The following is a 23,018-nucleotide window of genomic DNA, read 5'->3' on the forward strand; positions in this document are numbered from 1 at the left end:
GGATAGAACCGACTTCAGCTAATGCTCTGGTTCTAAACTACAACCTCACCTGCGTTCCTAATGAAACGCGGTCGCAGTCTGGCAAAACTGGGCCGCACTATCCGTTTAGCTTTGTTGCCGTTCTGCAACGAAATGTAAACGCCGCCCCACGACTGGCCGCTCAGCCCGCGACACGGCAGAATGCCGGCATGAGTAGCTATCCCCTCCCCGCCTGCTGCACCCCGCTGAACGACCATTGGCCGCTGCCCCAGGCGCGACCCACTGCTCGACTGATCAGCACGCATTTCGATCCCGCCTTGCTGCACGCGGAGGACTTCAGCCGCAGCCAGATTCCCGCCACCAAGGGCGTAGCCAAACGCCAGACGGAATTTCTGGCCGGTCGCCTGTGCGCCCGCGAGGCGCTGCAGCGCCTCATCGGTAGCGACGCAGTACCCGCCGTCGGGGCAGATCGCGCGCCGCAGTGGCCGACGGGAGTGACCGGCTCGATCACCCACAGCCATGGTTGGGCCGCCGCCATAGTCGCGCGCCGTGAAAACTGGCGTGGGCTTGGCCTGGATGTCGAAACGCTGATGAGCACCGCACGCGCAGAGCGCTTGCTCGGCGAGATCCTCACCGCAGCCGAACAACAGCGCATCCGTGGGCTTGCGCCCGAGCAACTGGGATTTTTCGTGACCCTGAGCTTTTCCCTCAAGGAGAGCCTGTTCAAGGCGCTCTATCCGCTGGTGCAACAGCGTTTCTATTTCGAGCACGCCGAGCTGCTGGCATGGTCCGACTCGGGCCACGCCCGCCTGCGCCTGCTCAAGGATCTCTCGCCCGAGTGGTCACGCGGGCGTGAGCTGGACGGTCAGTTCAGCCTGTTCGACGGGCGCTTGCTCAGCCTGGTTGGCGTACCGGGTGCGGTTTAGGCAAGACAGAGATTCTGGCCGAGCGGCGTTGAATGCTTAGTTGCTGGGTTTCGCTGCGCTCTACACCCGCCTACCGATGCGGCGGATCGCAACCCCACAGCCGTCTATTAACAGCTGCACGTCTCGACTCACTCCGGGCCGCGGCGCAGCAATGGGCAGTGCTCGCAATGCTCGATGCCTGCTACCCGGTGCCGTAGGCAGCACACCCGCCGCTCTCGGCGCGGTTGCACAGCCCCGGCCTGCGGCACATAGCGTACCGGCGCAAATAATGGATTGGCGGTTCCATCCGGGCGCCGCCGAGCCTCTAGCACGGCATAAGCCGGCGCCAGCGAAGCCGCCGTCAGCTCGGCCAGCCGGCGCAGCGTGGTCTCGAAACAGTCCCCGGCATTGCCCCACAGCACGTGCGGCGCGACTCGGCCATGGGCCGCCAGGCTGTGGATGAACGGCTGCAGATTACCTTCGACCAGCTCGGCAAACCGCAAGAACGGATCGTCCGGCGCATCAGGCCAGCGCGCGCCCCCATCCGGCAGTTGAACGGCCTGCGGCAGGCCGTTCTCGCTGAGCAGCACGCCCAGTGCGTCCGGCGCCAGCGGCAGACGCCAGTCGTGCAGCAGGCTGGCGGCCAGTACGGGCGGGATCAGCGCCATGAAATAGTATTTCGAGTACTGCGAGACCAGCACGCAACGCTGGCTCTTCAGCAGCTCCGGGCCATAGATGCGGCTCAGTCGCTCATCCAACCCAACGGGTTCCAGCAGCGCCGCCACATTCAGCGTCGGGCGCGGGTCGTCCGGCACGGCCAAGGTCGCGGCGAAGCACGCCAACTCGCCAGGGAACAACCGCTCGAGCATGCTCCGCATCGCGGCTATTGCCGACGCGGCCAGACCAGGCTGAAGCGCGCGCCACCCAGGCTGTCGCTATGACCGATCTGCGCACGACCGCCGTGCCAATAAATGATCCGCCGGACGATGGAGAGGCCCAAACCATGCCCGCCCGACGCGCGGGTGCGGCTGTCGTCCAAGCGCAGGAAGGGGGTAAACAGGCGCTCCCACTCGGCCTCGGGTACGCCGGGGCCATCGTCCTCGACATCCAGCCGGCAGCGCTGATGGCCGATCTGATAGCTCACCCGCACCCGTGATTCGGCATGGCGCATGGCATTGCTCACCAGGTTTTGCAGCGCGCGGTGCAAGTAGCGCAGCTCCGCCTCCACCAGCGCACCGCCACCATCCGGGGCATTGATAGTCGGCCCCCGCTCCACCCGCACCCCTGGGCGCAGCGGGGCCAGCTCGGCGATCACCTGGTCGAGCAGCGCGCCCAGGTCGACTTGTTGAAAATTCAGCGCCGGGGCGCCCTGTTCCAGCCGCGCGTAGGTGAGCATCTCGTCCACCAGGCGGTCGAGGTCCTGGATATCGCTATCCATGCCCTCCATATATTTGCGCCGCGCCGCCGCGGTCTCGGCGTCGCCGATCATCTCCAGACCGAAACGCAAGCGCGCCACCGGCGTGCGCAGTTCATGGGACACCGCGCGCACCATCTCGCGCTGGATCATCAGCGAGCGCTGCAGGTGCTCGGCCATCGCATTGAACGCCGCCGCCAGGCGCCCCACCGAATCCGCCCCACCGGCCGGCACCCGCGCCTCCAACTTACCGAGGGCGATGCGCGTGGCGGCGCCTTCGAGGCCGAGCAAACGCTGCTCCAGTTGGCGCACCAACAGATAAACGATCAGGCCGATCAGGCTCAGTCCGAGGGCGCCGATCAGCACCAGCAACTCCGGGGGATAGGGGTTCATCTGGTACAGCGGGCCGATTTCCAGCACCCAGGGCGTGCCGACGACCCCGGAGAACACGTGAATCGAATCACCGCCCTTGCCCAGCGCCATCACCGTATCGCCTTCATCCACCCGCCGGCGCTGATCCTCATCGAGGTTCGCCTGATCGAGGCTGACCAGCCGCAAGTCGAAGCCAAACTGCTTGGCCTCTTTCAGCGCGGCCAGGCGCTGCGGTTGCTCGGCCACCGGGAAGCGCACCAGCTCGTCGATCAATAAATACACCGTGGCGCGGGCCAACTGCTCACTGATCTGCTGCACCTCACCCCTCAGCAGCAGTTGCTCGCTCGCGCTGACCAAGCCGTAGACCTTGGCCGCGTGCGGGCCGGTCTGTTGCACCAGCACCTGGCCACGCAGCAGGCGCTTACGCATGCCACTGTCGAAGGCCGGCTCCGCCAGCGGTTGCAGGGCCAACGGGATACCCAACAGCCGCCCCCACACCACCACCGCCCGGCGGCGCTCGACCGGGCTCATCTGCTCCAGGTTGCCGGCCATCAGGCTAAAGGTTCCGCGTGCCAGGCGCTCACGGTACTGGTCGGAGCGCACCTCGTTGACCAGGTGCAAGGTCAAGACCCCCAGCACGGCCACCAGCACCAACGCGGCCAACATGCCGCCATAGATACGCAGGAAGATGGAATTCATGAGCGCTGGGTCCTCAACAAAGCGTACTGATCCACACTGCGCGGGCATGCCGCGAGGAGCGCATGCCCGCCTCCGCTCGCCACGGCCTTCAGTTCGCCAGCCCTTCGGCCGCCTCGGCAACGAACAGGTAGCCCTTGCTGCGCACCGTCTTGATCAAGCGCGGGTGCATCGGGTCGTCACCAATCTTCGGGCGGATGCGCGAAATACGCACATCGATGGAGCGATCCAGGCCGTCATATTCGATGCCCCGCAGGGCGGTGAAGATTTCCTCGCGGGAGAGGATGCGTCCGGCGTTGGCCGCCAGTAACCAGAGCAAATCGAACTCGGCGCTGGTCAGCTCGATGCTCTGCTCACGCAGCCACGCCTCACGCATCGCGCTGTCGATCACCAAGACGCCGAACTCCAGCCGCCGCTGATGTTCCACCGCAAGCACCTCGGCCCCATCGCTGCGCCGCAGCAGGGCACGGATACGCGCCAGCAGCACCCGTGGCCGCACCGGCTTGCACACATAGTCGTCGGCGCCCATCTCCAGGCCGAGTACCTGATCCATATCATCGCTGCGCGCCGTCAGCATCAGAATCGGCCCGTCGTAACGGCCGCGCACCTTGCGGCAGATGGACAGGCCATCCTCGCCCGGCAGCATCAGGTCGAGCACCACCAGATCCGGCTGTTCTTTTAGGATGCGCGCCGCGGCCTGCGCGCCATTGGACTCGATCGCCACCTTCAGGCCGTTGCTCTCGAGGTATTCCCGAGTCAGCTCGGCCAGGCGCTGATCGTCTTCGACGATAAGAATTTGCCAGGCTTCTTGCTCCACCACTGCCTCCTAAGAACACGTTGCTGCGACTGCCGAAACGACCCGCATTGTAACAACGGCCGGCGTTCTGCATAGCGCATGCCAAACCACAACATAAAACACAAGATGTAGTGTTGGTTTGAGAAGCCTTCAGCATCTTCAAACGGCGTTGTCAAAGCCATTTAATTGGCGACGAATGGCTCAAAATGATCAACCCCAGCGACCATGCGGGCTACGCAAAGTTACCCAAGGTTAACCCACAGCTTTATCCACAGGCTGCGCATGACAGTCGCCTTGCAATGACCCCAATAGCGCTCTATCTTGTATCCCAATCGCGCCAAACACCTACATGTTGGGTTTTGGCAGGCCACCGGACACAAGAAGAATGACCCGCAGAGGCCCTTCCGCAGGCCACCACCGGTGCGTCGAATCGCTCTTTTAATGACCCATCCACCGCTGCGGCGGTGAATACAGATCAAGACCCAAAAAGTGCGTGACTGCGGTCTTGATTCGGTGTAGCGCCACCAAGCGCGCACCACTAGGTATTGTGGTTCTGACGCCTGCCGTCATGACCTATGACTTTAGAGCCAGGGAAGTGCTTGAGTCGTGCCCTTTTCTGACCTGTTTGCAAGCCCCTGTGCGCCCGGCCTTGTGCCGTGTGTATGGCGTTTTTGGAAGCTCCGGCTTCTGAAAACAATGCGTTGAAAACCATGGAATGAACGGCAAGCACGCCAAGTGTCCAACTAGATAAATACAGAACACGGAGACCTTTCATGCAGACCGACACCCCTCGCGAGAACCCGCTGGCCGCTGCGCCGCAGGCCGCCGATTCGACTCAGGATCTGGCCGCCACCGCACCGGGCCAACTGCGCGTGATCAAACGTAACGGCACCGTGGTGCCCTATACCGATGACAAAATCACCGTAGCCATCACCAAGGCGTTCCTCGCTGTGGAAGGCGGCACTGCTGCCGCCTCGTCGCGTATCCATGAAACCGTCGCGCGCCTGACCGAACAAGTCAGCGCCACCTTCAAGCGCCGCATGCCCTCGGGCGGCACCATCCACATCGAAGAGATCCAGGATCAGGTCGAACTGGCCCTGATGCGCGCCGGCGAGCAGAAGGTCGCCCGTGACTACGTGATCTACCGCGACTCGCGCGCCCAGGAACGCGCCAAGCGAGGCAGCCTCGAACCGGCCCAGCCGCACCCGAGCATCCGCGTGACCCACGCCGACGGCAGCGTTGCGCCGCTGGACATGGGCCGCCTGCACACCATCGTCAGCGAAGCCTGTGAAGGCCTGGCCGAAGTCGACGGCGAGTTGATCCAGCGCGAAACCCTGAAAAACCTCTACGACGGCGTCGCCCAGAGCGACGTCAACACCGCCCTGGTGATGACCGCCCGCACCCTGGTAGAGCGTGAGCCGAACTACTCCTACGTCACCGCTCGCCTGCTGATGGACACCCTGCGCGGCGAAGGCCTGGGCTTCCTCGGCGTCGCCGCCAGCGCCACTCACCACGAGATGGCCGAGCTGTACGCCAAGGCTCTGCCGGCTTACATCGCCAAAGGCATCGAGTTCGAACTGCTCGACCCGAAACTGCAAGCCTTCGACCTGGAAAAACTCGGCCAGGCGATCAACCACGAGCGCGACCAGCAGTTCACCTACCTCGGCCTGCAGACCCTGTACGACCGCTACTTCATCCACAAGGACGGCATCCGTTTCGAACTGCCGCAAGTGTTCTTCATGCGCGTGGCCATGGGCCTGGCGATTGCAGAGCAGCAGAAAGAAGAGCGCGCCATCGAGTTCTACAACCTGTTGTCGTCCTTCGACTACATGAGCTCGACCCCGACCCTGTTCAACGCCGGCACCCTGCGCCCGCAGCTGTCCAGCTGCTACCTGACCACAGTGCCGGATGACCTGTCGGGCATCTACAACGCCATCCACGACAACGCCATGCTCTCCAAGTTTGCCGGCGGCCTGGGTAACGACTGGACTCCGGTGCGCGCACTCGGCGCCTACATCAAAGGCACCAACGGCAAATCCCAGGGCGTGGTGCCCTTCCTGAAAGTGGTCAACGACACCGCAGTCGCAGTCAACCAGGGCGGCAAGCGCAAAGGCGCGGTCTGCGCCTACCTGGAAACCTGGCACATGGACATCGAAGAGTTCATCGAGCTGCGCAAGAACACCGGTGACGACCGTCGCCGCACCCACGACATGAACACCGCCAACTGGATTCCCGACCTGTTCATGAAGCGCGTGTTCGACGACGGCCAGTGGACCCTGTTCTCCCCAAGCGAAGTACCGGACCTGCACGACCTGACCGGCAAGGCCTTCGAAGAGCGCTACGAGTACTACGAAGCCCTGACCCAGTACGGCAAGATCAAGCTGTTCAAGACCATCCAGGCCAAAGACCTGTGGCGCAAGATGCTCTCCATGCTGTTCGAAACCGGCCACCCATGGCTGACCTTCAAAGACCCGTGCAACCTGCGCAGCCCGCAGCAGCACGTCGGCGTGGTCCATAGCTCGAACCTCTGCACCGAGATCACCCTGAACACCAACGCCGACGAGATCGCCGTGTGCAACCTGGGCTCGATCAACCTGCCGAACCACATCGTCGACGGCAAGCTCGACACCGCCAAGCTGCAGAAGACCGTGAACACCGCAGTGCGCATGCTCGATAACGTGATCGACATCAACTACTACTCGGTACCGCAGGCGCAGAACTCCAACTTCAAGCACCGCCCGGTTGGCCTCGGCATCATGGGCTTCCAGGACGCGCTGTACCTGCAACACATTCCGTACGGTTCGGACGCGGCGGTCGAGTTCGCCGACAAATCCATGGAAGCGGTGAGCTACTACGCCATCCAGGCCTCCTGTGACCTGGCCGACGAACGCGGTTCCTACGAGACCTTCCAGGGTTCCCTGTGGTCCAAAGGCGTGCTGCCGCTCGACTCCCAGCAGATCCTCATCGAGGCCCGTGGCCAGAAGTACATCGACGTCGACCTGACCGAGTCCCTGGACTGGGCGCCGGTGCGTGCCCGCGTACAGAAAGGTATCCGCAACTCCAACATCATGGCCATCGCACCGACCGCCACCATCGCCAACATCACCGGCGTATCGCAGTCGATCGAACCGACCTACCAGAACCTGTACGTGAAATCGAACCTCTCCGGCGAATTCACCGTGATCAACCCCTACCTGGTGCGCGACCTCAAGGCCCGCGGCCTGTGGGACTCGGTCATGATCAACGACCTGAAGTACTACGACGGTTCCGTGCAGCAGATCGAGCGCATCCCGCAGGAGTTGAAAGACCTCTACGCCACCGCGTTCGAAGTCGACACCAAGTGGATAGTCGACGCCGCCAGCCGCCGCCAGAAGTGGATCGACCAGGCGCAGTCGCTGAACCTCTACATCGCCGGCGCCAGCGGCAAGAAGCTCGACGTCACCTACCGCATGGCTTGGTACCGTGGCCTGAAAACCACCTACTACCTCCGCGCCCTGGCCGCCACCAGCACCGAGAAGTCCACCGTGACCACCGGCAAGCTGAACGCAGTCTCCAGCGGTGGCCACGACGGCCTGAGCGCAGCACCTTCAGCAGCGGCAGCACCAGCCGCCGGCCCGGCACCGGTGCCCAAGGCCTGTTCCATCGACGAGCCAGATTGCGAAGCCTGCCAATAAGTGTTCGGCAACGCACGGATCTGAGCGGCGCCCGCGTTGTTGCCGCGCCACCCGACCCCAGTCACGTACAGCAGTACGCTCCTGGGGCCGGATGCCGCGGCGCCTAGCGCTCACTCGCTCAGCTTCGCGCTGGTAGATGCGAATTTATTGCAAGACGCAGATCGATCCCCTCGCCCCTTCGGGGAGAGGGTTAGGGAGAGGGGGACCCGGCCTAAAGCCATACACGAGTCCTCACCCCACGAACAATGAAAGAACAGGCAGAGGCAAACCATCGCCCTGCTGTGTGCGACCAACGGCAACCGTTTTGCTTTGTGTGCCGCGAGCAACGGACTAGAATTAACTGTATATCCATACAGGCCAGACATACCTCTGGCCCTCAAGCAGGAGCTGAAGCATGCTGAGCTGGGATGAATTTGATAAAGAAGACGGCGACCTCGCCAAACCGGCCGGCGCCGCAGCAACGGTGGTCGATATGAGCCTGGAAAAACTCGACAAGGACGGCAACGCCGCCGCCCACGAAGCCCGCGCCGTCAGCGACAGCGACTCCGCAGCCGTAGCCCGCGCCAAGGCAGCCCTGGACCAACTCGACATCGCCGAAGGCCTGGCCGAGCTGGAAGGCTCCTCCGCCCGTGTCGCGGTCGATGAAAAGCGCATGATCAACTGCCGCGCCGACCTCAACCAGCTCGTACCCTTCAAGTACGACTGGGCCTGGCAGAAATACCTCGACGGCTGCGCCAACCACTGGATGCCGCAAGAAGTCAACATGAATGCCGACATCGCCCTGTGGAAGAGCACTGACGGCCTGACCGAAGACGAACGCCGCATCGTCATGCGCAACCTCGGCTTCTTCTCCACCGCCGACTCCCTGGTGGCCAACAACCTGGCACTGGCCGTGTACCGCCTGATCACCAACCCCGAGTGCCGCCAGTACATCCTGCGCCAGGCCTTCGAGGAGGCGATCCACACCCACGCCTACCAGTACTGCATCGAATCGCTGGGCATGGATGAAGGCGCGATCTTCAACATGTACCACGAGATCCCCTCGGTGGCGAAAAAAGCCGCCTGGGGCCTCAAATACACCCGCGCCATCTCCGATCCGCAGTTCAACACCGGCACCGTCGAGACCGACAAAGAGCTGCTGCGCAACCTGATCGCCTACTACTGCGTGCTGGAAGGCATCTTCTTCTATTGTGGCTTCACCCAGATCCTCTCCATGGGCCGCCGCAACAAGATGACCGGCGTCGCCGAGCAGTTCCAATACATCCTGCGCGACGAGTCCATGCACCTGAACTTCGGCATCGACGTGATCAACCAGATCAAGATCGAAAACCCGCACCTGTGGGATGCCCAGCTCAAAGACGAAGCCACCCAGATGATCCTCCAGGGCACCCAACTGGAAATTGAATACGCCCGCGACACCATGCCGCGCGGCGTACTGGGCATGAACGCGGCGATGATGGAGGACTACCTCAAGTTCATCGCCAACCGTCGTCTGACTCAGATCGGCCTGAAAGAAGAATACCCAGGCACCACCAACCCCTTCCCATGGATGAGCGAAATCATGGACTTGAAGAAGGAGAAGAACTTCTTCGAGACGCGGGTTATCGAGTATCAGACTGGTGGGGCGTTGAGCTGGGATTGATCCAAGCTTAAGACCATTAGATAAAGCTGTGCCTTACAGGATGTTGGGGTAGCTTAGAAACTAAAAAGCCCCGCACATGCGGGGCTTTTTAGTTTCTATAACCACACGAAATCAACGCCCTTCCCAAAAGCGTCGGTAGTATTTCGCCAGGAGTGAACATGAAAATAGAAAGGCTAGTTATCTCTAACTTCAGAGGAATTAGAGAGGTCTCTCTTGGCCCATTAGGAGACATGGTCATCATCGCTGGCCAAAATGGCTCAGGAAAATCCTGCATATTTGACGCGATACGATTACTGAAATCAGTATATGGCGGATACCAAGCAAACGAATGGCAGCAATGGATGGGCGAGTTTCAAATTAGCCTAACCAATAGAACCAGCGACTTTGTTTCAATGTTCAACGATCTAACGAAAGAACTTAGAATTTCCTGCGACTTCAGATTTTCTGATTCAGAAAGACAATACATTACTGCGCACGCGGACGAACTTCTTAGAGAAAAAATATGGCGCACAATACTACCCGAAGCATACGCTTGGGGCGGTCATCGCATGGCGATGTTTGCTGCCCAATTCAGAGACAGAGAACCTGAAGTTATAGAGAAAGCAAAATCCGAATACTCCCAACTAATTTTAGAACTAGCAGCACCGACCATCCGCGGGGAGTTCTTTATCCCTCCAGGCGGCAACCCTCATATTCAAAACTCGCTAGCACTCTCCATTATATTCGGCACATTTAGGCCGGAGAACATAGGGGTCATCGATTATCACGGAGCCCAACGACACTACGGAAGAGAAAGCGTTCAAGGAATAAACCTAAACCTGGAAACCACGGAACAACAACGCAGCCAGGCAGCCCTCTATAACTACACAACGAAATACACAAACGTCAAAGGAGAAATGGCCGCAACATATGTGAAGGAAATACTAGCAGAGCAAGCAGGTGTACCACGAGACTTGCAACCATCGCTCACCAACACTTTAAAAGAGCTCTTCTCTACGTTCTTTCCGGATAAAAAATTTTTAGGCCCACAGCCAACCACAAACGGAGCTTTAAGCTTTCCAGTCCAGACCACATCAGGAAGCGTACATGACCTTGATGAATTAAGCTCTGGGGAAAAGGAAATATTATATGGATATCTACGAATTAGAAACTCTGCACCTAGACACTCGATAATATTATTAGACGAGCCGGAGCTTCATTTAAACCCAAGACTTATCCGAGACCTACCGCAATTTTATAAAAAGAATCTAGGTGAAGCCTTAGGAAACCAAATTTGGCTAGTAACTCACTCTGACGCTTTACTACGAGAAGTTGTGGGGAAAGATGCTTACAACGTCTTCCACATGCTTCCTTTCGGAAATGTTGGCGTAGGCGAGAGCCAACTGAAACCGTTATCAGCAACTGCTGACCTAGATTTAGCACTAGTCGACCTAGTTGGAGATCTTGCTGCTTATCGCCCTGGAGGAAAAGTAGTGATATTCGAAGGCGGCGGGGACTCCGACTTCGACCAGAAAGTCGTCTCGACTTTATTTCCGGAGTTACAAGAAAAAGCAAACCTTATTTCCGGAAGTAATAAAGTTCGCGTAAGAGCACTTCAAGAAACTTTGGAGGCCGCCTCAGAAAAAGATCAACTCCCTTTCAAATTTTACTCAATCACCGATAAAGATGCCGACTCAGAAAAAATTCAAAGCTCATCAAAGAATATTTTCTCTTGGGATGTTTACCATATAGAAAATTACTTTCTAGAAGCCAAGTATATCCGCAAGGTCATTGAATCACTTCAACTCAGCACAAGCATGACCGAAGAGTCCATATTTGACGAACTTAGAGACTGTGCAAAAGAAACTCTCCAACAACTTGTCAGGCATGAACTCGCAGACTATGCAAACACCAAACTAGTAAATGCAATCAACACAAAGACAGACCCCAAAGCCGAAGACCTTTCATTAGTCTTACTTGAAGCAATAGATCGTTCACGCAATAAAATAAACAATCTAACAAACGATGATCTTAGCTCTGAATCGCTTAGAAGCCGCGAACAAGAATTAAGATCAAAATATGTCGAGAGCCTTGCCGATGGTAGTTGGACAAGTAAATTCCGAGGACGGACCGTACTAAAACGGTTTATTGGAAAACACCCATCCGGAGTTTCATATGAAGTATTCCGCAACCTGATACTAGCCAAAATGAAGGACGACAACTTCCGACCCGAAGGAATGCAGAATATAGTAAACAAAGTACTAAAAGAATAAACCCCAAAATATTAAAATTGAATACATTTATTTAACAACTCTAGCTACCGACATCAACGGCTTTAAGTTAAATAACCCCCCATTTTAACTTTACAAAAATTGGGACATATTTATTTTCTCCGCCGTGTGTCTCTAATGGTTTCGCCCTTACGGCGAGTTACTTTCTCTTTTCTTGTGCAAAGAGAAAGTAACCAAAGAGAAAGCACACCCGACATCCGGGTTTCGCTGCGCTCAACTTCCCTCGCTCCGGCGCTGTTCCGAGGGTCGTCACGAAGGGCCATCCCTGGCCCATCGTTCCTCGTTTGGCATCCATGCCAAACGCCCCTCTGCACAGCACCTCCACTCGGCCTCCTGACGGGACCGGGGACCGCGTCGTCTATTAGTTTGTTGTAAACCTGGCCCAGGACTTGAGCGTTCGGAAAGAAATCAGCAAACTGAAAAAACTCAAAGGAGAGCTAAATCATGGAAAAAATTGACGATAAAATTAGTAACACCAGCAAAGAGTCAATTTTTGCAAAGATATTCTGGATTACCTTTACGCCACTTCTTGGGGTATTTGGTTACTCTGCAATCTACTTAATCGGCGTGGTTTATCATCAAACTTGGGTGACCCACTTTAGTGTTGGAGCGAGTTTTTTTGAGAAATCCACTACAGATTATTTTATTTATGCGTACACAGCCCTAATTCATATCTGTGGCAACTGGCTTAACGTTTTGGCTGACCCATGGATTGTGCTATCAACCCTAGGAACTGTTGCGTTCTTGGTAGCTGAAATCGTGCTATTGATTTGGCTATCTCGCCCCAATAACACTCCGAGCGCAAATAGCATTTTCAGCAAAAATAAAAAACTGGGCATCCTAATAGCCATTACTGCCTTATCAACCAGCATAACTCTAATTCTTCTATTATTACCTGCAGCAGCGAATCTATTCCTCATCACCCCAGCATATACCGGCTATAAAGCTGCACAACTTTCAATTGAAAAAAACATGCCTACCTATTCACTTGGATGCGAAAAAGTCGAAAAGCGCCAGGACTATTGCGTGCGTCTACTGGACGGTGACATCGAAATTGCTAGAGGCTTCGTGATTGACTCGTCGAGCGAACGTATCGCGCTTTATCTAGACGGCAAGGCAACTATCTTGCCGCTCAAAGACTATCGAATCGAAACCCTTATTCCTCCACCCAACCCCCCGAACGCTCAGGCTGCGCGCTAGCTCGTAACGTCACCCCACCCGCGATCTCACAGGCGACGCCAAACGCCCCATCAGGAGGCCGAGCGGAATCGTTGTGGAAGGGAGTGAGCCGCATGGATGCGGCGAGAGGCGTAAAGGGCCAGGGACGGCCCTTGTACGCCGGCCCCTGGAACAATGATGGAGCGAGGGAACCCGCCGCAGGCGGGCCGGATGGCAGGGGCAAGACTTTTTGGTTCCTTTTGGGGCGTCTGCCAAAAGGAACTCGCCGTAAGGGCGAAACCGTTAGATCAGCCCATGAAAGTGCAGCGTATGTACGCAAACCCCAAAGACAGCAGAAGCTTCGCGGCCAAGGCCGCGCCTACAAAATCGAGCTCTGCGCGTGATGCCGAGTACACCGCAAAAGCGAGTAGCCTGGATATCCACGGTGGCAAATGCTTCGCAGTTTTCCACCCTACGCGGACGTGAAGCCCGTAGGGTGGACAACGCTCTGCTTGTCCACCATCGTTTATCGGCACTCCGCTCGCTCAAGGATGAGCCGCCATGTCCGACTACCGCCGAGCCCGTGTTCCGGGCGCGACCTACTTCTTCACTGTGAACCTGCTCGACCGCAGCAGCGATCTACTGATACGGGAAATCGATCTGCTGCGCGCTACCGTCCGCGCCACCAAGGCTCGGCATTCCTTTCATATTGATGCCTGGGTGGTGCTGCCCGAACATATGCATTGTTTGTGGACGTTACCGGAAGGCGACGCCGATTTCGCCCTGCGTTGGAAGGTCATTAAATTCGCCTTCGCCAGGCGCTTGCCCAAAAGCGAAGCGCTGACAGCCACCCAGCGCTCCCGCCGCGAACGTGGCATCTGGCAGCGGCGGTATTGGGAACACCTGATCCACGACGACCTCGATTACCATCGCCACTTCGATTACATCCATTTCAACCCGATCAAGCATGGCCATGTGGAACGGTTGGCCGATTGGCCGTATTCGAGCTTTCACCGGGCGGTGCGCCAGGGGATTTATCCGGTGGGTTGGTGCGGTGGCGACGCGGACGAGAGCGGATTCGGCGAGCGGTAGGCGCGAGGCAGATCATCCTGGCTGTCGGTGGATAACGCTTTGCGGTTATCCACCCTACGCGCTGACGCGGTGGGATACCCATCATTCCCAACAAGCAATCGGCCCAAACTCAGGCGGTAACCGGTTTATCTTCATTGGCACCAACTACCGGTTTCGCCCTTACGGCGAGTCACTTTCTCTTTGCTCGCGCAAAAGAGAAAGTAACCAAAGAGAAAGCGCGCCCGGCATCCGGGTCTGGCTTCGCCAGACTCCCCTCGTTCCAGCGCTACTCCGGGGGCCGGCGTACAAGGGCCGTCCGTGGACCTTTACGCCTCTCGCCGCATCCATGCGGCTCGTCCCCCTACGCAGCACCTCCACTCGGCCTCCTGACGGGATCGGAGACCGCGTCGTCTGGGCTATTTGTGGAAAGCTTTTGATCGAGTTCTTGGTAACTAGCCGCAGAACTTTCAGGCGACGCCAAGCGCCCGTCAGGAGGCCGAACGCAATCGTTGTGGAGGGGGTTGAGCGGCATGGATGCCGCGAGAGTTGCGATGGGCCAGGGATGGCCCTTCGCGGCGTGCCCCTGGAGCAATGATGGAGCGAGGAAACGTAGCGAAGCGCAGTAACAGCCGCAGGCTGGCCCGAAGGGTGAGCGCAGCGAATCAACCCGCCGCAGGCGGGCCGGATGGCAGGGGCAAGACTTTTTGGTTCCTTTTGGGGCGCCTGCCAAAAGGAACTCGCCGTAAGGGCGAAACCGTTAGATCAGCCCATGAAAGTGCAGCGTATGTACGCAAACCCCAAAGACAGCAGAAGCCTCGCGGCCAAGGCCGCTCCTACAAAATCGAGCTCTGCGCGTGATGCCGAGTACACCGCAAAAGCAGAGGACGAATAGTCCTTTTCGACCAACCATCCAGAAAGCCGATTTTCGTTAACGTCCGCTGGCAAGCGGCGTATCGTGGGAATTACATCCCCCGTGGAGGAGTCGCTATGTTCCAGGTAATGCGAAACGGTGAGAACCGCATCGACGTGGAATTTGCCGGAAAACTCGACAGCAATGGCATGAGAGTCGCGCTTGATGAGCTGAGCGAAAAATCCGAAGGCATCGAGCATGGCCGAATGCTCTATCGAGTCGGCGATTTCTCGCTTCCAACGCTGGGCGCAATAGGCGTCGAGTTGTCGCGCATCCCGCAACTGTTCAGGTTTGTTCGCCACTTCGACCGCATGGCAGTGGTTGCCGGCAAAGAATGGGTGAGGACAGCAAGCGAGGTCGAGGGCGCGCTGATTCCGGGTCTGCAGATCAAGGCATTCGATCTGGGCCAGGAGGCGGAAGCCGAGGCTTGGTTGCAGCATTAGCCATAGGTGCAAGAGGTTGATCGCTCCCACGGCCCCGTGACGCAGAGCGTTACAAGCCAGGCTCCCACGCTGGAGCGTGGGAGCCATCGACCGCGGGCAGCTTTATTTTCAGCCGCCCGTAAGACCTGCTTATTCATCACCGGGCTGCCGCGGCTGATGGGTTGCGCTGCCTAACGCGGCAGACCGAACACCTGCGTCCAGTAGATCCCGGCATCGCTCTGCGGATCGACCGCATAGGCGGCGCCCATTTCGCTGAAGTCCGGGTTCATGATGTTGAAGCAGTGCGACGGGCTGCCCAGCCAGCCGGCGACTGTCTGTTTTGCGCTGCCCTGCCCTGCGGCGATGTTTTCGCCGATCTGTTGCCAGGCATATCCATCACGCGTGGCGCGCTTACCCGCTAGGCTGCCGTCCTGTCCTGTGTGGCTGAAGGAGTTGCGAGCGGCCATATCGCGGCTATGCGCCAGGGCGCTTTGGCCGAGTCGCTCATTCCAACGCAAGGGCGGTGCCGGGTCGAATGCTTGGCTGCCGCAGCGCTGCGGTTGGGCGCGAGCGGCATTGACCAATTGCAGGATGTCCCGACCCGCCGCCTGCCAGTCGGGCATGCCACTGGGCAGTAGCGGTCGGGCGAGGATCACCTGCCAGGTGTTGGCAGTGCGCTGTACACCGACCTCTGCATATTGCGCATCCAGCAGCGTGGCGCAGTAGCGCTGTTGGATCGCCTGGCTAACGGCGCTCACACTCCCCGGCCCGGATAAGGTAATCACCCGTACCGTGGCGGGCTGATAGCCGACCTGCTGCAATGCGACTTGCAATTGCACACCGGAAGCCAGCTGCACGCGGGCCAGTCGGGCGTCCGGTACCAGCGGGCCCGCCGCCTCGGTTTGCTTGCCGTCGCAGGCTTGCGGCGATTCGCGGTAAGCATTGATCAGCGCGATGAGTTCGTCGCTGTCGCTCGCGGATGCCGATGCCGATGCCGATGCGGATGCGGATGCGGATGCGGCGCCGAGCATCGCAACTATCGCAATCGCGAGCAACGCTAAGCGGTTCAGGCCCTTGGTACGCGCGCGGCGGCCAGCTGAATTTGAAGTATCGGGCATGGTTCGTGTCATCAACCTCATGGGTGGGTGGCTTGATGGCCTGGGCAGGCTGCCTGTAGACAACGACAAAGCCGAGAACTCCAGAGAATACTTGCGAGAAAGCCGCCTGCCACTCGGGACAGATTTATTTTCTGCCTCCCTAACTCGCAAACGCCCCGCCTTTCAAAGCACCGCAGCACCAGCCTGAACCTATGGCGCGGGCTGGCTTGAATACGCCGCCGAGATCAAAAACCAAAGGGGTCTGAGCGATTAAATCGTTGTGGCAGGAGCCGGCCCGGTAGCTATGAGCGGCACGAAGCTAGCAACGCCGCAAGCCGCGAAGGGCCAGGGAAACCCTGCGCGAGGAACGTCCAGACCGTGTCCCTGGAGCAATATGGCGTCGGCCTGGCTCAGAGAGCAAAGCGTTGCTCCTGAACAGTGCGCGGCTAAGCCAGCTGATCGATCATCACCGCGTTGGTATAGATCAAGCTGCCATCACTCGCCCGATGCCCGACCAAATGGAATTGGCCGCGTTGATCGCTTGCGCTCAAATAGACGCGGAATTGGCAATCGGACAAGGGGCCGCAACCCTCCGGCGTGATCAATTCCAACGTGGTCATATCGACATCGACCATGGCTTCAGGCTCATGGGTCTTCTGCAGGCGTTCTTCGGCCTGCTCTAGATGCAAATGGTCGTCTCCATTGACGTAAAAATGGATCTCCCCCACCGGGGTGGACTTTTTGTTGTCACTGATTTTGCACCAGCCTTCGATGGTCAAGGTAGCCATGGCGAGACCTCCTGAAGTGAACGCCCGGGCACTGTCACGCCCTCCTGCTCAACTTTAGACAATTAGCAAGGGGACGTTGCTCCATTGGCCCCGTGTTGGGCCTGGTTTGATCGCGCCCACGCACCGCGGTACATCGTGACGCTGGAGCGTGGGCATGCAGCCCTCGACGCTCCAGCGTCCACCCGCCTGATTCAAGGAAGAATCCGATGGCCGTAGCCGTTACCTCATCACCGAACCGGACAAACCGCACATCCTCACCCGCACTGTGGTGGAGTGGTTGCCGCTGTTCGATGGTGTCGATCAGCTGACTTAAATGCAGCCAATAAAAAAGCCGCAGGCGGGCTCCTACCCAGCTGCGGCTTTACTTAGCGATCTGTTAAGAGGTGCGGACTTGTTCGTCGGCGAGGAAGTCTTCCTGCAGCAACGCATCCTGCCCTTCAATACCCTCAGCTTCACCGTCGGCCAGATGGGTCGGCGCACGCTTGCTGCGCAGCTTGCCGAACTGGTGGTTCAGCGCATTGCCAAGTTTATCAATGGCCCCTTCTATGGCCTGATCCAGTGACTCGGCTTTATGGGTAACGGAGAGCGGCTGTAGCCCTTTGGGCCGTGCCTCGATCTGGCAGCGCATGTCGTTGGCGCCGGCCTTTATCCCGTTTTCGTCATTGAGATGGACGACAATGCGGGTCAATTCGTCGTCGAAGCGCTCCAGCTTGCTGGCAACACTGGCACTTACCCACTCTACGAGTCGGGCGCTGCCTTCGATGTGGTTATCGCTGTGAACTTGGATTTGCATAAGCTTTCCTTCTTCAACTGTTCGCGAATAGCGCCGCGTGTTGATGCGGCAGGACCAGCCTACGCCATCCGCCACCCATTTGGTCAATGGCTTTCATCGATCCTACTTACTGGTTTCGCCCTTACGGCGAGTTACTTTCTCTTTGCTTGCGCGAAAAGTAACCAAAGAGAAAGCGCACCCGGCATCCGGGTCTGGCCTGCGGCCAGACTTACCACGCTCCGGGGCTGCTCCGAGGGTCGTCACGAAGGACCGTCCCTGGCCCATCGTTCCTCGTTCGGCATCCATGCCGAACACCCCTCTCCAGAGCACCTCCACTCGGCCTCCTGACGGGACCTGGGGACCGAGTTGTCTGGCAAATTTTTGACTGACTTTTGGCTTCGCAAAATCAAAATCAAAAGCCAACGCTATTGAGCGCCAGACCGTGAAAGTCGGGCGACGCCAAACGCCCCTTTACACCCGGCCGAACGGAGTCGTTGCGTAAGGGGTTGAGCGGCATGGATGCCGCGAGAGCTGCGATGGGCCAGGGATGGCCCTTCGCGGCGGGCCTCTGGAGCAATGATGGAGTGAGGGAACCCGCCGCAGGCGGGCCAGATGTCGGGGCAAGCCTTCTTGGTTACTTCTGGGGCGACTGCCAGAAGTGACCCGCCGTAAGGGCGGAACCAGAACCATCAGACGATGAAAGTGCGGCGTCAGAACGCACTATCAAGCGTTAGCTGCACTACCGCTTCGCGGCCAAGGCCGCTCCTACAAAAGCCGGTACTCAGGCAAATCGGCCCGCAGGGGCGGGCTAGGTGCCCCCTCACGAAAAGCTATCCCTGGCCCACCGTTTGACTAGCCCACCGATTGCGGTAGGCTCAGCAACTTCTTTGAAAGGAGTAATCCCCATGGCTAAAGCCACTGCCCGTCACATCCTGGTTGCAACCGAAGCTAAGTGCAACGAACTGAAAGCAGCTATCGAAGGCGGCGCTGACTTTGCGCAGGTTGCTAAAGATAACTCGACCTGCCCGTCCAGCCGCGACGGTGGCAACCTCGGCTCGTTCGGCCCAGGCCAGATGGTTAAAGAATTCGACGCCGTGGTGTTCAGCGCCCCGCTCAATGTCGTGCAAGGCCCGGTGAAAACCCAGTTTGGTTACCACCTGCTCGAAGTCACCAGCCGCCAAGACTGATTTTTTATCGCTCCCACTCAACACCGTGACGCCGAGCGTCACAGGCTATGCTCCCACGCTGGAGCATGGGAGCAATCCGGTATACCCGCCTCACTCTGATTGATCGTTCCCACGCTCCGCGTGGGAACGCAGCCCTCGACGCTCCAGCGTCCACCCTTATGATTCAAGGAAGAATCCAATGGGCCGTAGCCGTTACCTCATCACCGAACCGGACAAACCGCACTTCCTCACCTGCACGCTGATGGAGTGGTTGCCGCTGTTCACCCGCCCTGCCCTGGTCGACATCCTGCTCGACTGCTGACGCTACCAGCAGGCGCAGCAAAGCCTGCGCCTCTATGGCTATGTGGTGCTGGAAAACCACCTGCATTTCGTGGCCCAAGCGCCCGAACTGGCCAAGTGCGTCAGCAACTTCAAATCCTTTACTGCCCGGCGGATCATCGACCACCTGGAAAGCCAAGGCCCAGACCCTGTTCTGCAGCGCCCGCGCTGCACCAAACGCGCCCACAAGGCCGACCGGGTGTACCAACTCTGGCAGGAAGGCTCACACGCAGAACTGGTGTGCAGCGAAGCGGTGATGCGCGAGAAGCTCGACTACCTCCATCACAACCCGGTGAAGCGTGGCTATGTCGACCGCGCGGAGCACTGGTGCTATTCCAGCGCTCGGAATTATGCAGGGCAGGAAGGGCTTATTGCGGTTGATCGCCGGGGGATAGCGTGACGCGGAGCGTCACAGCCTGCGTTTCCACGCAGTGCGTGATAACGATCTACCATAGGTTGATACATGACCTTTAGCTTTCCCAGGCAGCATGCTCCCCACATGGAAACAAAAACCTACGCGCCCTTGACCAGTTTCATAGACCTCCTGCTCGATGCCATCTGCGTTGTCGATGTGGAGGGGCGCTTTGTATTTGTCAGTGCTGCGTGTGAGCGCATTTTCGGCTACACGCCGGAGGAAATGATCGGCAGGGCCATGATCGAGATGGTGGTCCCCGAGGATCGGGCGAGGACCCTGCAGGCGGCCAACGAGATCATGTCAGGGCAGCCCAAACCTCATTTTGAGAACAGCTATCTTCGCAAGGATGGGCAGGTTGTCCACATCATGTGGTCAGCCCGCTGGTCGGAGGCCGATCAACTGAGGGTTGCTGTGGCGCGCGACATCACCAAACGCAAGCAGGCCGAGTCGATGCAGGCGGCGCTCTACTCCATCTCCGAAGCCGCGCACGCAGCCAAGGACCTGCTTGCCCTGTTTCAACGAATTCATCAGATCATCGGCGAACTGCTGCCAGCCCTTAATTTTTCCGTTGCGCTTTACGATGAGAAAAATGACCAGCTGAGCTTTCCTTACCATGTAGATGAGCACGACCAGGCGCCCGCGCCGCGAAAACCGGACGCATGCACACTCTGTGCAGAGGTCATCCGTACCGGGCAGCCGCTGCTGCTGACAGCCGAGACGCTGACCGCCCTTCCAGAGCACTTACGAGCCGTCGGCGGCAGGAATTCGCTGTGCTGGCTGGGCGTCCCGCTCAACTCGCACAAGGGCACCATCGGCGCCCTGATGGTGAAGAGCTATTCGGGAGGTGCGCGCTACACCGAAAAGGATAAAGAGCTGCTGCAATTCGTCTCCACCCAGGTCGCCGCCGCCATCGAGCGCAAACAGCTGCACGCCCGGCTGCAGTACATGGCGCAATACGATCAACTAACCAATCTGCCCAACCGCGCACTCTTACATGACCGCCTGAGAACCGCGCTCGCAAGGGCACGACGGGAACAAGGGCGACTGTCCCTGCTCTACCTCGATCTGGATAAATTCAAACAAGTAAACGACACCTTCGGTCATGCCGCAGGAGATCGGCTGCTGCAAGAGGTTGCTAATCGCCTCAAGCAGTGCGTGCGCGAAGCGGATACGGTCGCGCGCATCGGAGGCGACGAGTTTGTGGTGCTGCTCGAAAGCATCCAAGTGCCAGAGCACGCCTCGATTGTGGCCGAAAAAATCCGCAGCGCGCTCAATCAGCCCTTAGACATGGAGGGCCACAGCCTACACATCCTGCCGAGCATCGGGGTGGCGCTCTATCCCGAGCATGGCGACGAGGAGAAACAGCTGCTCAAGCATGCCGATGAGGCCATGTATTTCGCGAAAAAGAACGGTGGAAACCGCTTTCAGATGAAGATCGAGCCAAGCCCTTCCGATGACGGCGCCCAGACAGAATCGCCGGCCTAACCGGCGGGGCTGTCAGCGCGGCAGCCTGGATTTCCGATGGTGGAAAACCGCCTCTCGGATTTTCACCCTATGCAACTGCTCCAGCGCTCGGAGCCCTGTAAGGCAGGAAGGGCTTATAGCGGGTGATCGCTGGAGATAGCGTGACGCAGCGCGTCACAGACTGCATTCCCACGCAGAGCGGGGGAACGATCAGCGAAGCATCAGGCCGCGTAGGGTGGCGGCCTGAACCACCCTCCCGTCCTAGGTGTTCGGCTCTGCTCTCCCAATCACATCGTCCGCCCAGCTCAAGGCCGCAACGACGGTCGGAAAACCGATCGTGCTCGCGAGTGAGAGCAGCGTGTGATGGATCTGCTCCGGCGTAACGCCCGCTTCCAGTGCCCGCCTGACATGGCTGTGCACTGCGCCCTCGGAGCGGATGGCCGCCGCGGCACCGAGCTGGACCAGTTGGATGACCTGCTCGTCCAGCGGACCGGCATGCCGCACCGCTACGCCCAGCGCCTCTACGGCGCCGAAGTAATCCGGGTACTGTTTCTTGAAGCGCTGATAGGTGTCGAGTTTTCTCTTCCTTTCCATGCTTGTCTCCTCGTACTGGAAGCCCGCCGGGGGGGTTGCACCTTCAGCTTAGGTAACACGGCTCAGTACCGCGTAATCCGCCTTGCGCGATGGCGTGCAAACGCTTGCTCAAGTCAAGGCAATTGCCCAGTGTGGGGAGCGGCTCAGCTCGGTGGTGACCTCGGCTCAGAGCATGGCCTTCGCGGCCAGGGCCACAACCATCGCCAGCACAACCGCCAGCAACCCCAGCAATACCTTGTTCAGCGGTTGCTTCGCCTGCACCGCTGGCGCGTCACTCTTCTGCGCGGCATTGGCCGCCGCCACCCGCAGCGGATTGGCGGTTGCCGGCTGGCTGGCCGGCTTGGGCTTGGCCGGCTTGGGCAGGTCGATCGCGCGCATGAACAGGGTGGCGTCTTCATCTTCGGCCTGGGGCACCTCGACCTTGGGCCCGATCACCAGCAGGGTCACCGAACCCATGCTTACCTGGTCGCCGGGCTGCAACACGGCCGTGCTGAGCTTCTGGTGGTTGACGAACACGCCGTTGGCGGAGGCCAGGTCCTTGATCTCCAGCACGTCGTCCTTGAGGAAGAACTCGCAGTGCCGGCGCGACAGTTCCAGGTCGCTGAAGCACAGCTCGCACTTCACGGAGCGGCCGAAGGTCATCGAGCCGGTCACATGGTACTTGTGGCCCTGATGCTCGCCCTTGATCACCTGCAGGAACCAGCGCGCGGCTGCCTCGGCCTTGGGCTTGTTCTTCGCCGGGTCGACCAACAGCAACTCCAGCGCACCGAGCCGCACCTTGTCGTCCGAGCGCAGTTGGTAGCGCGCGCCGATGCGTTCATCGTTGACGAAGGTGCCGGCCTGGGTGCCGCAGTCGGTCAGGTAGTAGAGGCCGTGATCCTGGCGGATTTCGGCATGAAAGGGGCTGATCTCCGCATCCGTCAGCACCAGGTTGTTGCGGCTGTCCTGGCCGATGGTGAAGCGTTCATCCACCAGCCAGATGGGCGCCTGGCGATTGTCCGTAAAGTGAATCCTCAGCATGTTCGCTGTCTACCTTGAGAAAGTTGCGCCAAGCCACTTCAACCCGTGACCTCC

At 58.9% G+C, this 23,018-nt stretch carries 17 protein-coding genes and 2 pseudogenes; 11 read left to right on the forward strand and 8 right to left on the reverse strand.

Translation table 11 applies throughout. The features are described from left to right. The first annotated feature begins 188 nt into the window (after positions 1–188). Positions 189–905, forward strand: coding sequence for a 4'-phosphopantetheinyl transferase (locus FFS12_RS09645; protein ID WP_137886634.1), 717 nt, complete (start codon positions 189–191; stop codon positions 903–905). A 128-nt stretch (positions 906–1,033) separates the two neighbouring features. Here the strand turns inward: FFS12_RS09645 and fhuF are convergent, their stop codons facing one another. The 3 genes from fhuF to FFS12_RS09660 form a co-directional block, all read right to left on the reverse strand. After that, the gene (fhuF, locus tag FFS12_RS09650) at positions 1,034–1,753 is read right to left on the reverse strand and encodes a siderophore-iron reductase FhuF (RefSeq protein WP_137886635.1); all 720 of its coding nucleotides are present in this window, start codon (positions 1,751–1,753) and stop codon (positions 1,034–1,036) included. Between the two features lie 14 nt (positions 1,754–1,767). Further along, the gene (locus tag FFS12_RS09655; RefSeq protein ID WP_137886636.1) at positions 1,768–3,369 is read right to left on the reverse strand and encodes an ATP-binding protein; all 1,602 of its coding nucleotides are present in this window, start codon (positions 3,367–3,369) and stop codon (positions 1,768–1,770) included. Positions 3,370–3,457: 88 nt separating this feature from the next. Next, positions 3,458–4,183 carry a response regulator gene (locus tag FFS12_RS09660; RefSeq protein WP_137886637.1) on the reverse strand — a complete coding sequence of 242 codons (726 nt, stop codon included), beginning with the start codon at positions 4,181–4,183 and terminating at the stop codon, positions 3,458–3,460. A 752-nt stretch (positions 4,184–4,935) separates the two neighbouring features. Here FFS12_RS09660 and FFS12_RS09665 point away from each other — a divergent pair. From FFS12_RS09665 to FFS12_RS09690, 6 genes are all read left to right on the forward strand, one after another. After that, complete coding sequence (locus FFS12_RS09665) at positions 4,936–7,836, forward strand: ribonucleoside-diphosphate reductase subunit alpha (RefSeq protein ID WP_137886638.1); 2,901 nt, start codon at positions 4,936–4,938, stop codon at positions 7,834–7,836. A 394-nt stretch (positions 7,837–8,230) separates the two neighbouring features. Continuing rightward, positions 8,231–9,478 carry a ribonucleotide-diphosphate reductase subunit beta gene (locus FFS12_RS09670; protein WP_137886639.1) on the forward strand — a complete coding sequence of 416 codons (1,248 nt, stop codon included), beginning with the start codon at positions 8,231–8,233 and terminating at the stop codon, positions 9,476–9,478. 158 nt (positions 9,479–9,636) lie between these two features. Beyond that, positions 9,637–11,730: an ATP-binding protein gene (locus FFS12_RS09675; protein ID WP_137886640.1), complete on the forward strand. Its 2,094-nt coding sequence runs from the start codon at positions 9,637–9,639 to the stop codon at positions 11,728–11,730. A gap of 462 nt (positions 11,731–12,192) precedes the next feature. Continuing rightward, positions 12,193–12,948 (forward strand): hypothetical protein, encoded by a 756-nt coding sequence (locus tag FFS12_RS09680; protein ID WP_137886641.1) that lies wholly within the window; start codon positions 12,193–12,195, stop codon positions 12,946–12,948. 519 nt (positions 12,949–13,467) lie between these two features. Continuing rightward, positions 13,468–13,998 (forward strand): transposase, encoded by a 531-nt coding sequence (locus FFS12_RS09685; protein ID WP_137886642.1) that lies wholly within the window; start codon positions 13,468–13,470, stop codon positions 13,996–13,998. A 966-nt stretch (positions 13,999–14,964) separates the two neighbouring features. Beyond that, positions 14,965–15,330, forward strand: a complete 366-nt coding sequence (locus tag FFS12_RS09690) for an STAS/SEC14 domain-containing protein (protein WP_137886643.1) — start codon at positions 14,965–14,967, stop codon at positions 15,328–15,330. A 170-nt stretch (positions 15,331–15,500) separates the two neighbouring features. Here the strand turns inward: FFS12_RS09690 and FFS12_RS09695 are convergent, their stop codons facing one another. Both FFS12_RS09695 and FFS12_RS09700 read right to left on the reverse strand, forming a co-directional pair. After that, positions 15,501–16,427, reverse strand: coding sequence for a CAP domain-containing protein (locus FFS12_RS09695; protein ID WP_256657351.1), 927 nt, complete (start codon positions 16,425–16,427; stop codon positions 15,501–15,503). A 425-nt stretch (positions 16,428–16,852) separates the two neighbouring features. Further along, positions 16,853–17,194, reverse strand: a complete 342-nt coding sequence (locus tag FFS12_RS09700) for a hypothetical protein (RefSeq protein ID WP_137886644.1) — start codon at positions 17,192–17,194, stop codon at positions 16,853–16,855. A gap of 226 nt (positions 17,195–17,420) precedes the next feature. On the opposite strand from FFS12_RS09700, the pseudogene FFS12_RS09705 reads away from it, so the two are divergent. Beyond that, positions 17,421–17,483: pseudogene (locus tag FFS12_RS09705) on the forward strand (transposase); the annotation flags it as partial. 87 nt (positions 17,484–17,570) lie between these two features. On the opposite strand, the gene FFS12_RS09710 reads toward FFS12_RS09705, so the two are convergent. After that, on the reverse strand, positions 17,571–17,987 hold the full coding sequence (locus tag FFS12_RS09710) for an HPF/RaiA family ribosome-associated protein (RefSeq protein ID WP_137818320.1): 417 nt from the start codon (positions 17,985–17,987) through the stop codon (positions 17,571–17,573). A gap of 884 nt (positions 17,988–18,871) precedes the next feature. Between FFS12_RS09710 and FFS12_RS09720 the strand changes: the two genes are divergently transcribed. The 3 genes and pseudogenes from FFS12_RS09720 to FFS12_RS09730 all read left to right on the forward strand — a co-directional run bounded on the left by FFS12_RS09720 (position 18,872) and on the right by FFS12_RS09730 (position 21,371). Continuing rightward, positions 18,872–19,153: a peptidylprolyl isomerase gene (locus FFS12_RS09720; RefSeq protein ID WP_137886645.1), complete on the forward strand. Its 282-nt coding sequence runs from the start codon at positions 18,872–18,874 to the stop codon at positions 19,151–19,153. Positions 19,154–19,331: 178 nt separating this feature from the next. Beyond that, positions 19,332–19,871: pseudogene (locus FFS12_RS09725) on the forward strand (transposase). 99 nt (positions 19,872–19,970) lie between these two features. Further along, a complete protein-coding gene (locus FFS12_RS09730) occupies positions 19,971–21,371 on the forward strand; it encodes a diguanylate cyclase domain-containing protein (protein ID WP_137886646.1) in 1,401 nt (466 codons plus the stop codon). Positions 21,372–21,611: 240 nt separating this feature from the next. On the opposite strand, the gene FFS12_RS09735 is transcribed toward FFS12_RS09730, so the two are convergent. Continuing rightward, complete coding sequence (locus tag FFS12_RS09735; RefSeq protein WP_137886647.1) at positions 21,612–21,944, reverse strand: carboxymuconolactone decarboxylase family protein; 333 nt, start codon at positions 21,942–21,944, stop codon at positions 21,612–21,614. Positions 21,945–22,109: 165 nt separating this feature from the next. Then, entirely contained in the window at positions 22,110–22,964 is an 855-nt protein-coding gene (locus FFS12_RS09740; protein WP_137886648.1) for an FHA domain-containing protein, read from the reverse strand. Between the last annotated feature and the right edge of the window lie 54 nt (positions 22,965–23,018).

Source organism: Pseudomonas sp. 2FE (assembly GCF_005503735.1).
Lineage (GTDB): Bacteria > Pseudomonadota > Gammaproteobacteria > Pseudomonadales > Pseudomonadaceae > Aquipseudomonas.

Coding starts and splice junctions, on each gene's coding strand:
- FFS12_RS09645 (WP_137886634.1), top strand. CDS start 189: ATGAGTAGCTATCCCCTCCCCGCCTGCTGCACCCCGCTGAACGACCAT.
- fhuF (WP_137886635.1), bottom strand. CDS start 1,753: ATGCTCGAGCGGTTGTTCCCTGGCGAGTTGGCGTGCTTCGCCGCGACC.
- FFS12_RS09655 (WP_137886636.1), bottom strand. CDS start 3,369: ATGAATTCCATCTTCCTGCGTATCTATGGCGGCATGTTGGCCGCGTTG.
- FFS12_RS09665 (WP_137886638.1), top strand. CDS start 4,936: ATGCAGACCGACACCCCTCGCGAGAACCCGCTGGCCGCTGCGCCGCAG.
- FFS12_RS09670 (WP_137886639.1), top strand. CDS start 8,231: ATGCTGAGCTGGGATGAATTTGATAAAGAAGACGGCGACCTCGCCAAA.
- FFS12_RS09675 (WP_137886640.1), top strand. CDS start 9,637: ATGAAAATAGAAAGGCTAGTTATCTCTAACTTCAGAGGAATTAGAGAG.
- FFS12_RS09680 (WP_137886641.1), top strand. CDS start 12,193: ATGGAAAAAATTGACGATAAAATTAGTAACACCAGCAAAGAGTCAATT.
- FFS12_RS09685 (WP_137886642.1), top strand. CDS start 13,468: ATGTCCGACTACCGCCGAGCCCGTGTTCCGGGCGCGACCTACTTCTTC.
- FFS12_RS09690 (WP_137886643.1), top strand. CDS start 14,965: ATGTTCCAGGTAATGCGAAACGGTGAGAACCGCATCGACGTGGAATTT.
- FFS12_RS09695 (WP_256657351.1), bottom strand. CDS start 16,427: ATGCCCGATACTTCAAATTCAGCTGGCCGCCGCGCGCGTACCAAGGGC.
- FFS12_RS09700 (WP_137886644.1), bottom strand. CDS start 17,194: ATGGCTACCTTGACCATCGAAGGCTGGTGCAAAATCAGTGACAACAAA.
- FFS12_RS09710 (WP_137818320.1), bottom strand. CDS start 17,987: ATGCAAATCCAAGTTCACAGCGATAACCACATCGAAGGCAGCGCCCGA.
- FFS12_RS09720 (WP_137886645.1), top strand. CDS start 18,872: ATGGCTAAAGCCACTGCCCGTCACATCCTGGTTGCAACCGAAGCTAAG.
- FFS12_RS09730 (WP_137886646.1), top strand. CDS start 19,971: ATGGAAACAAAAACCTACGCGCCCTTGACCAGTTTCATAGACCTCCTG.
- FFS12_RS09735 (WP_137886647.1), bottom strand. CDS start 21,944: ATGGAAAGGAAGAGAAAACTCGACACCTATCAGCGCTTCAAGAAACAG.
- FFS12_RS09740 (WP_137886648.1), bottom strand. CDS start 22,964: ATGCTGAGGATTCACTTTACGGACAATCGCCAGGCGCCCATCTGGCTG.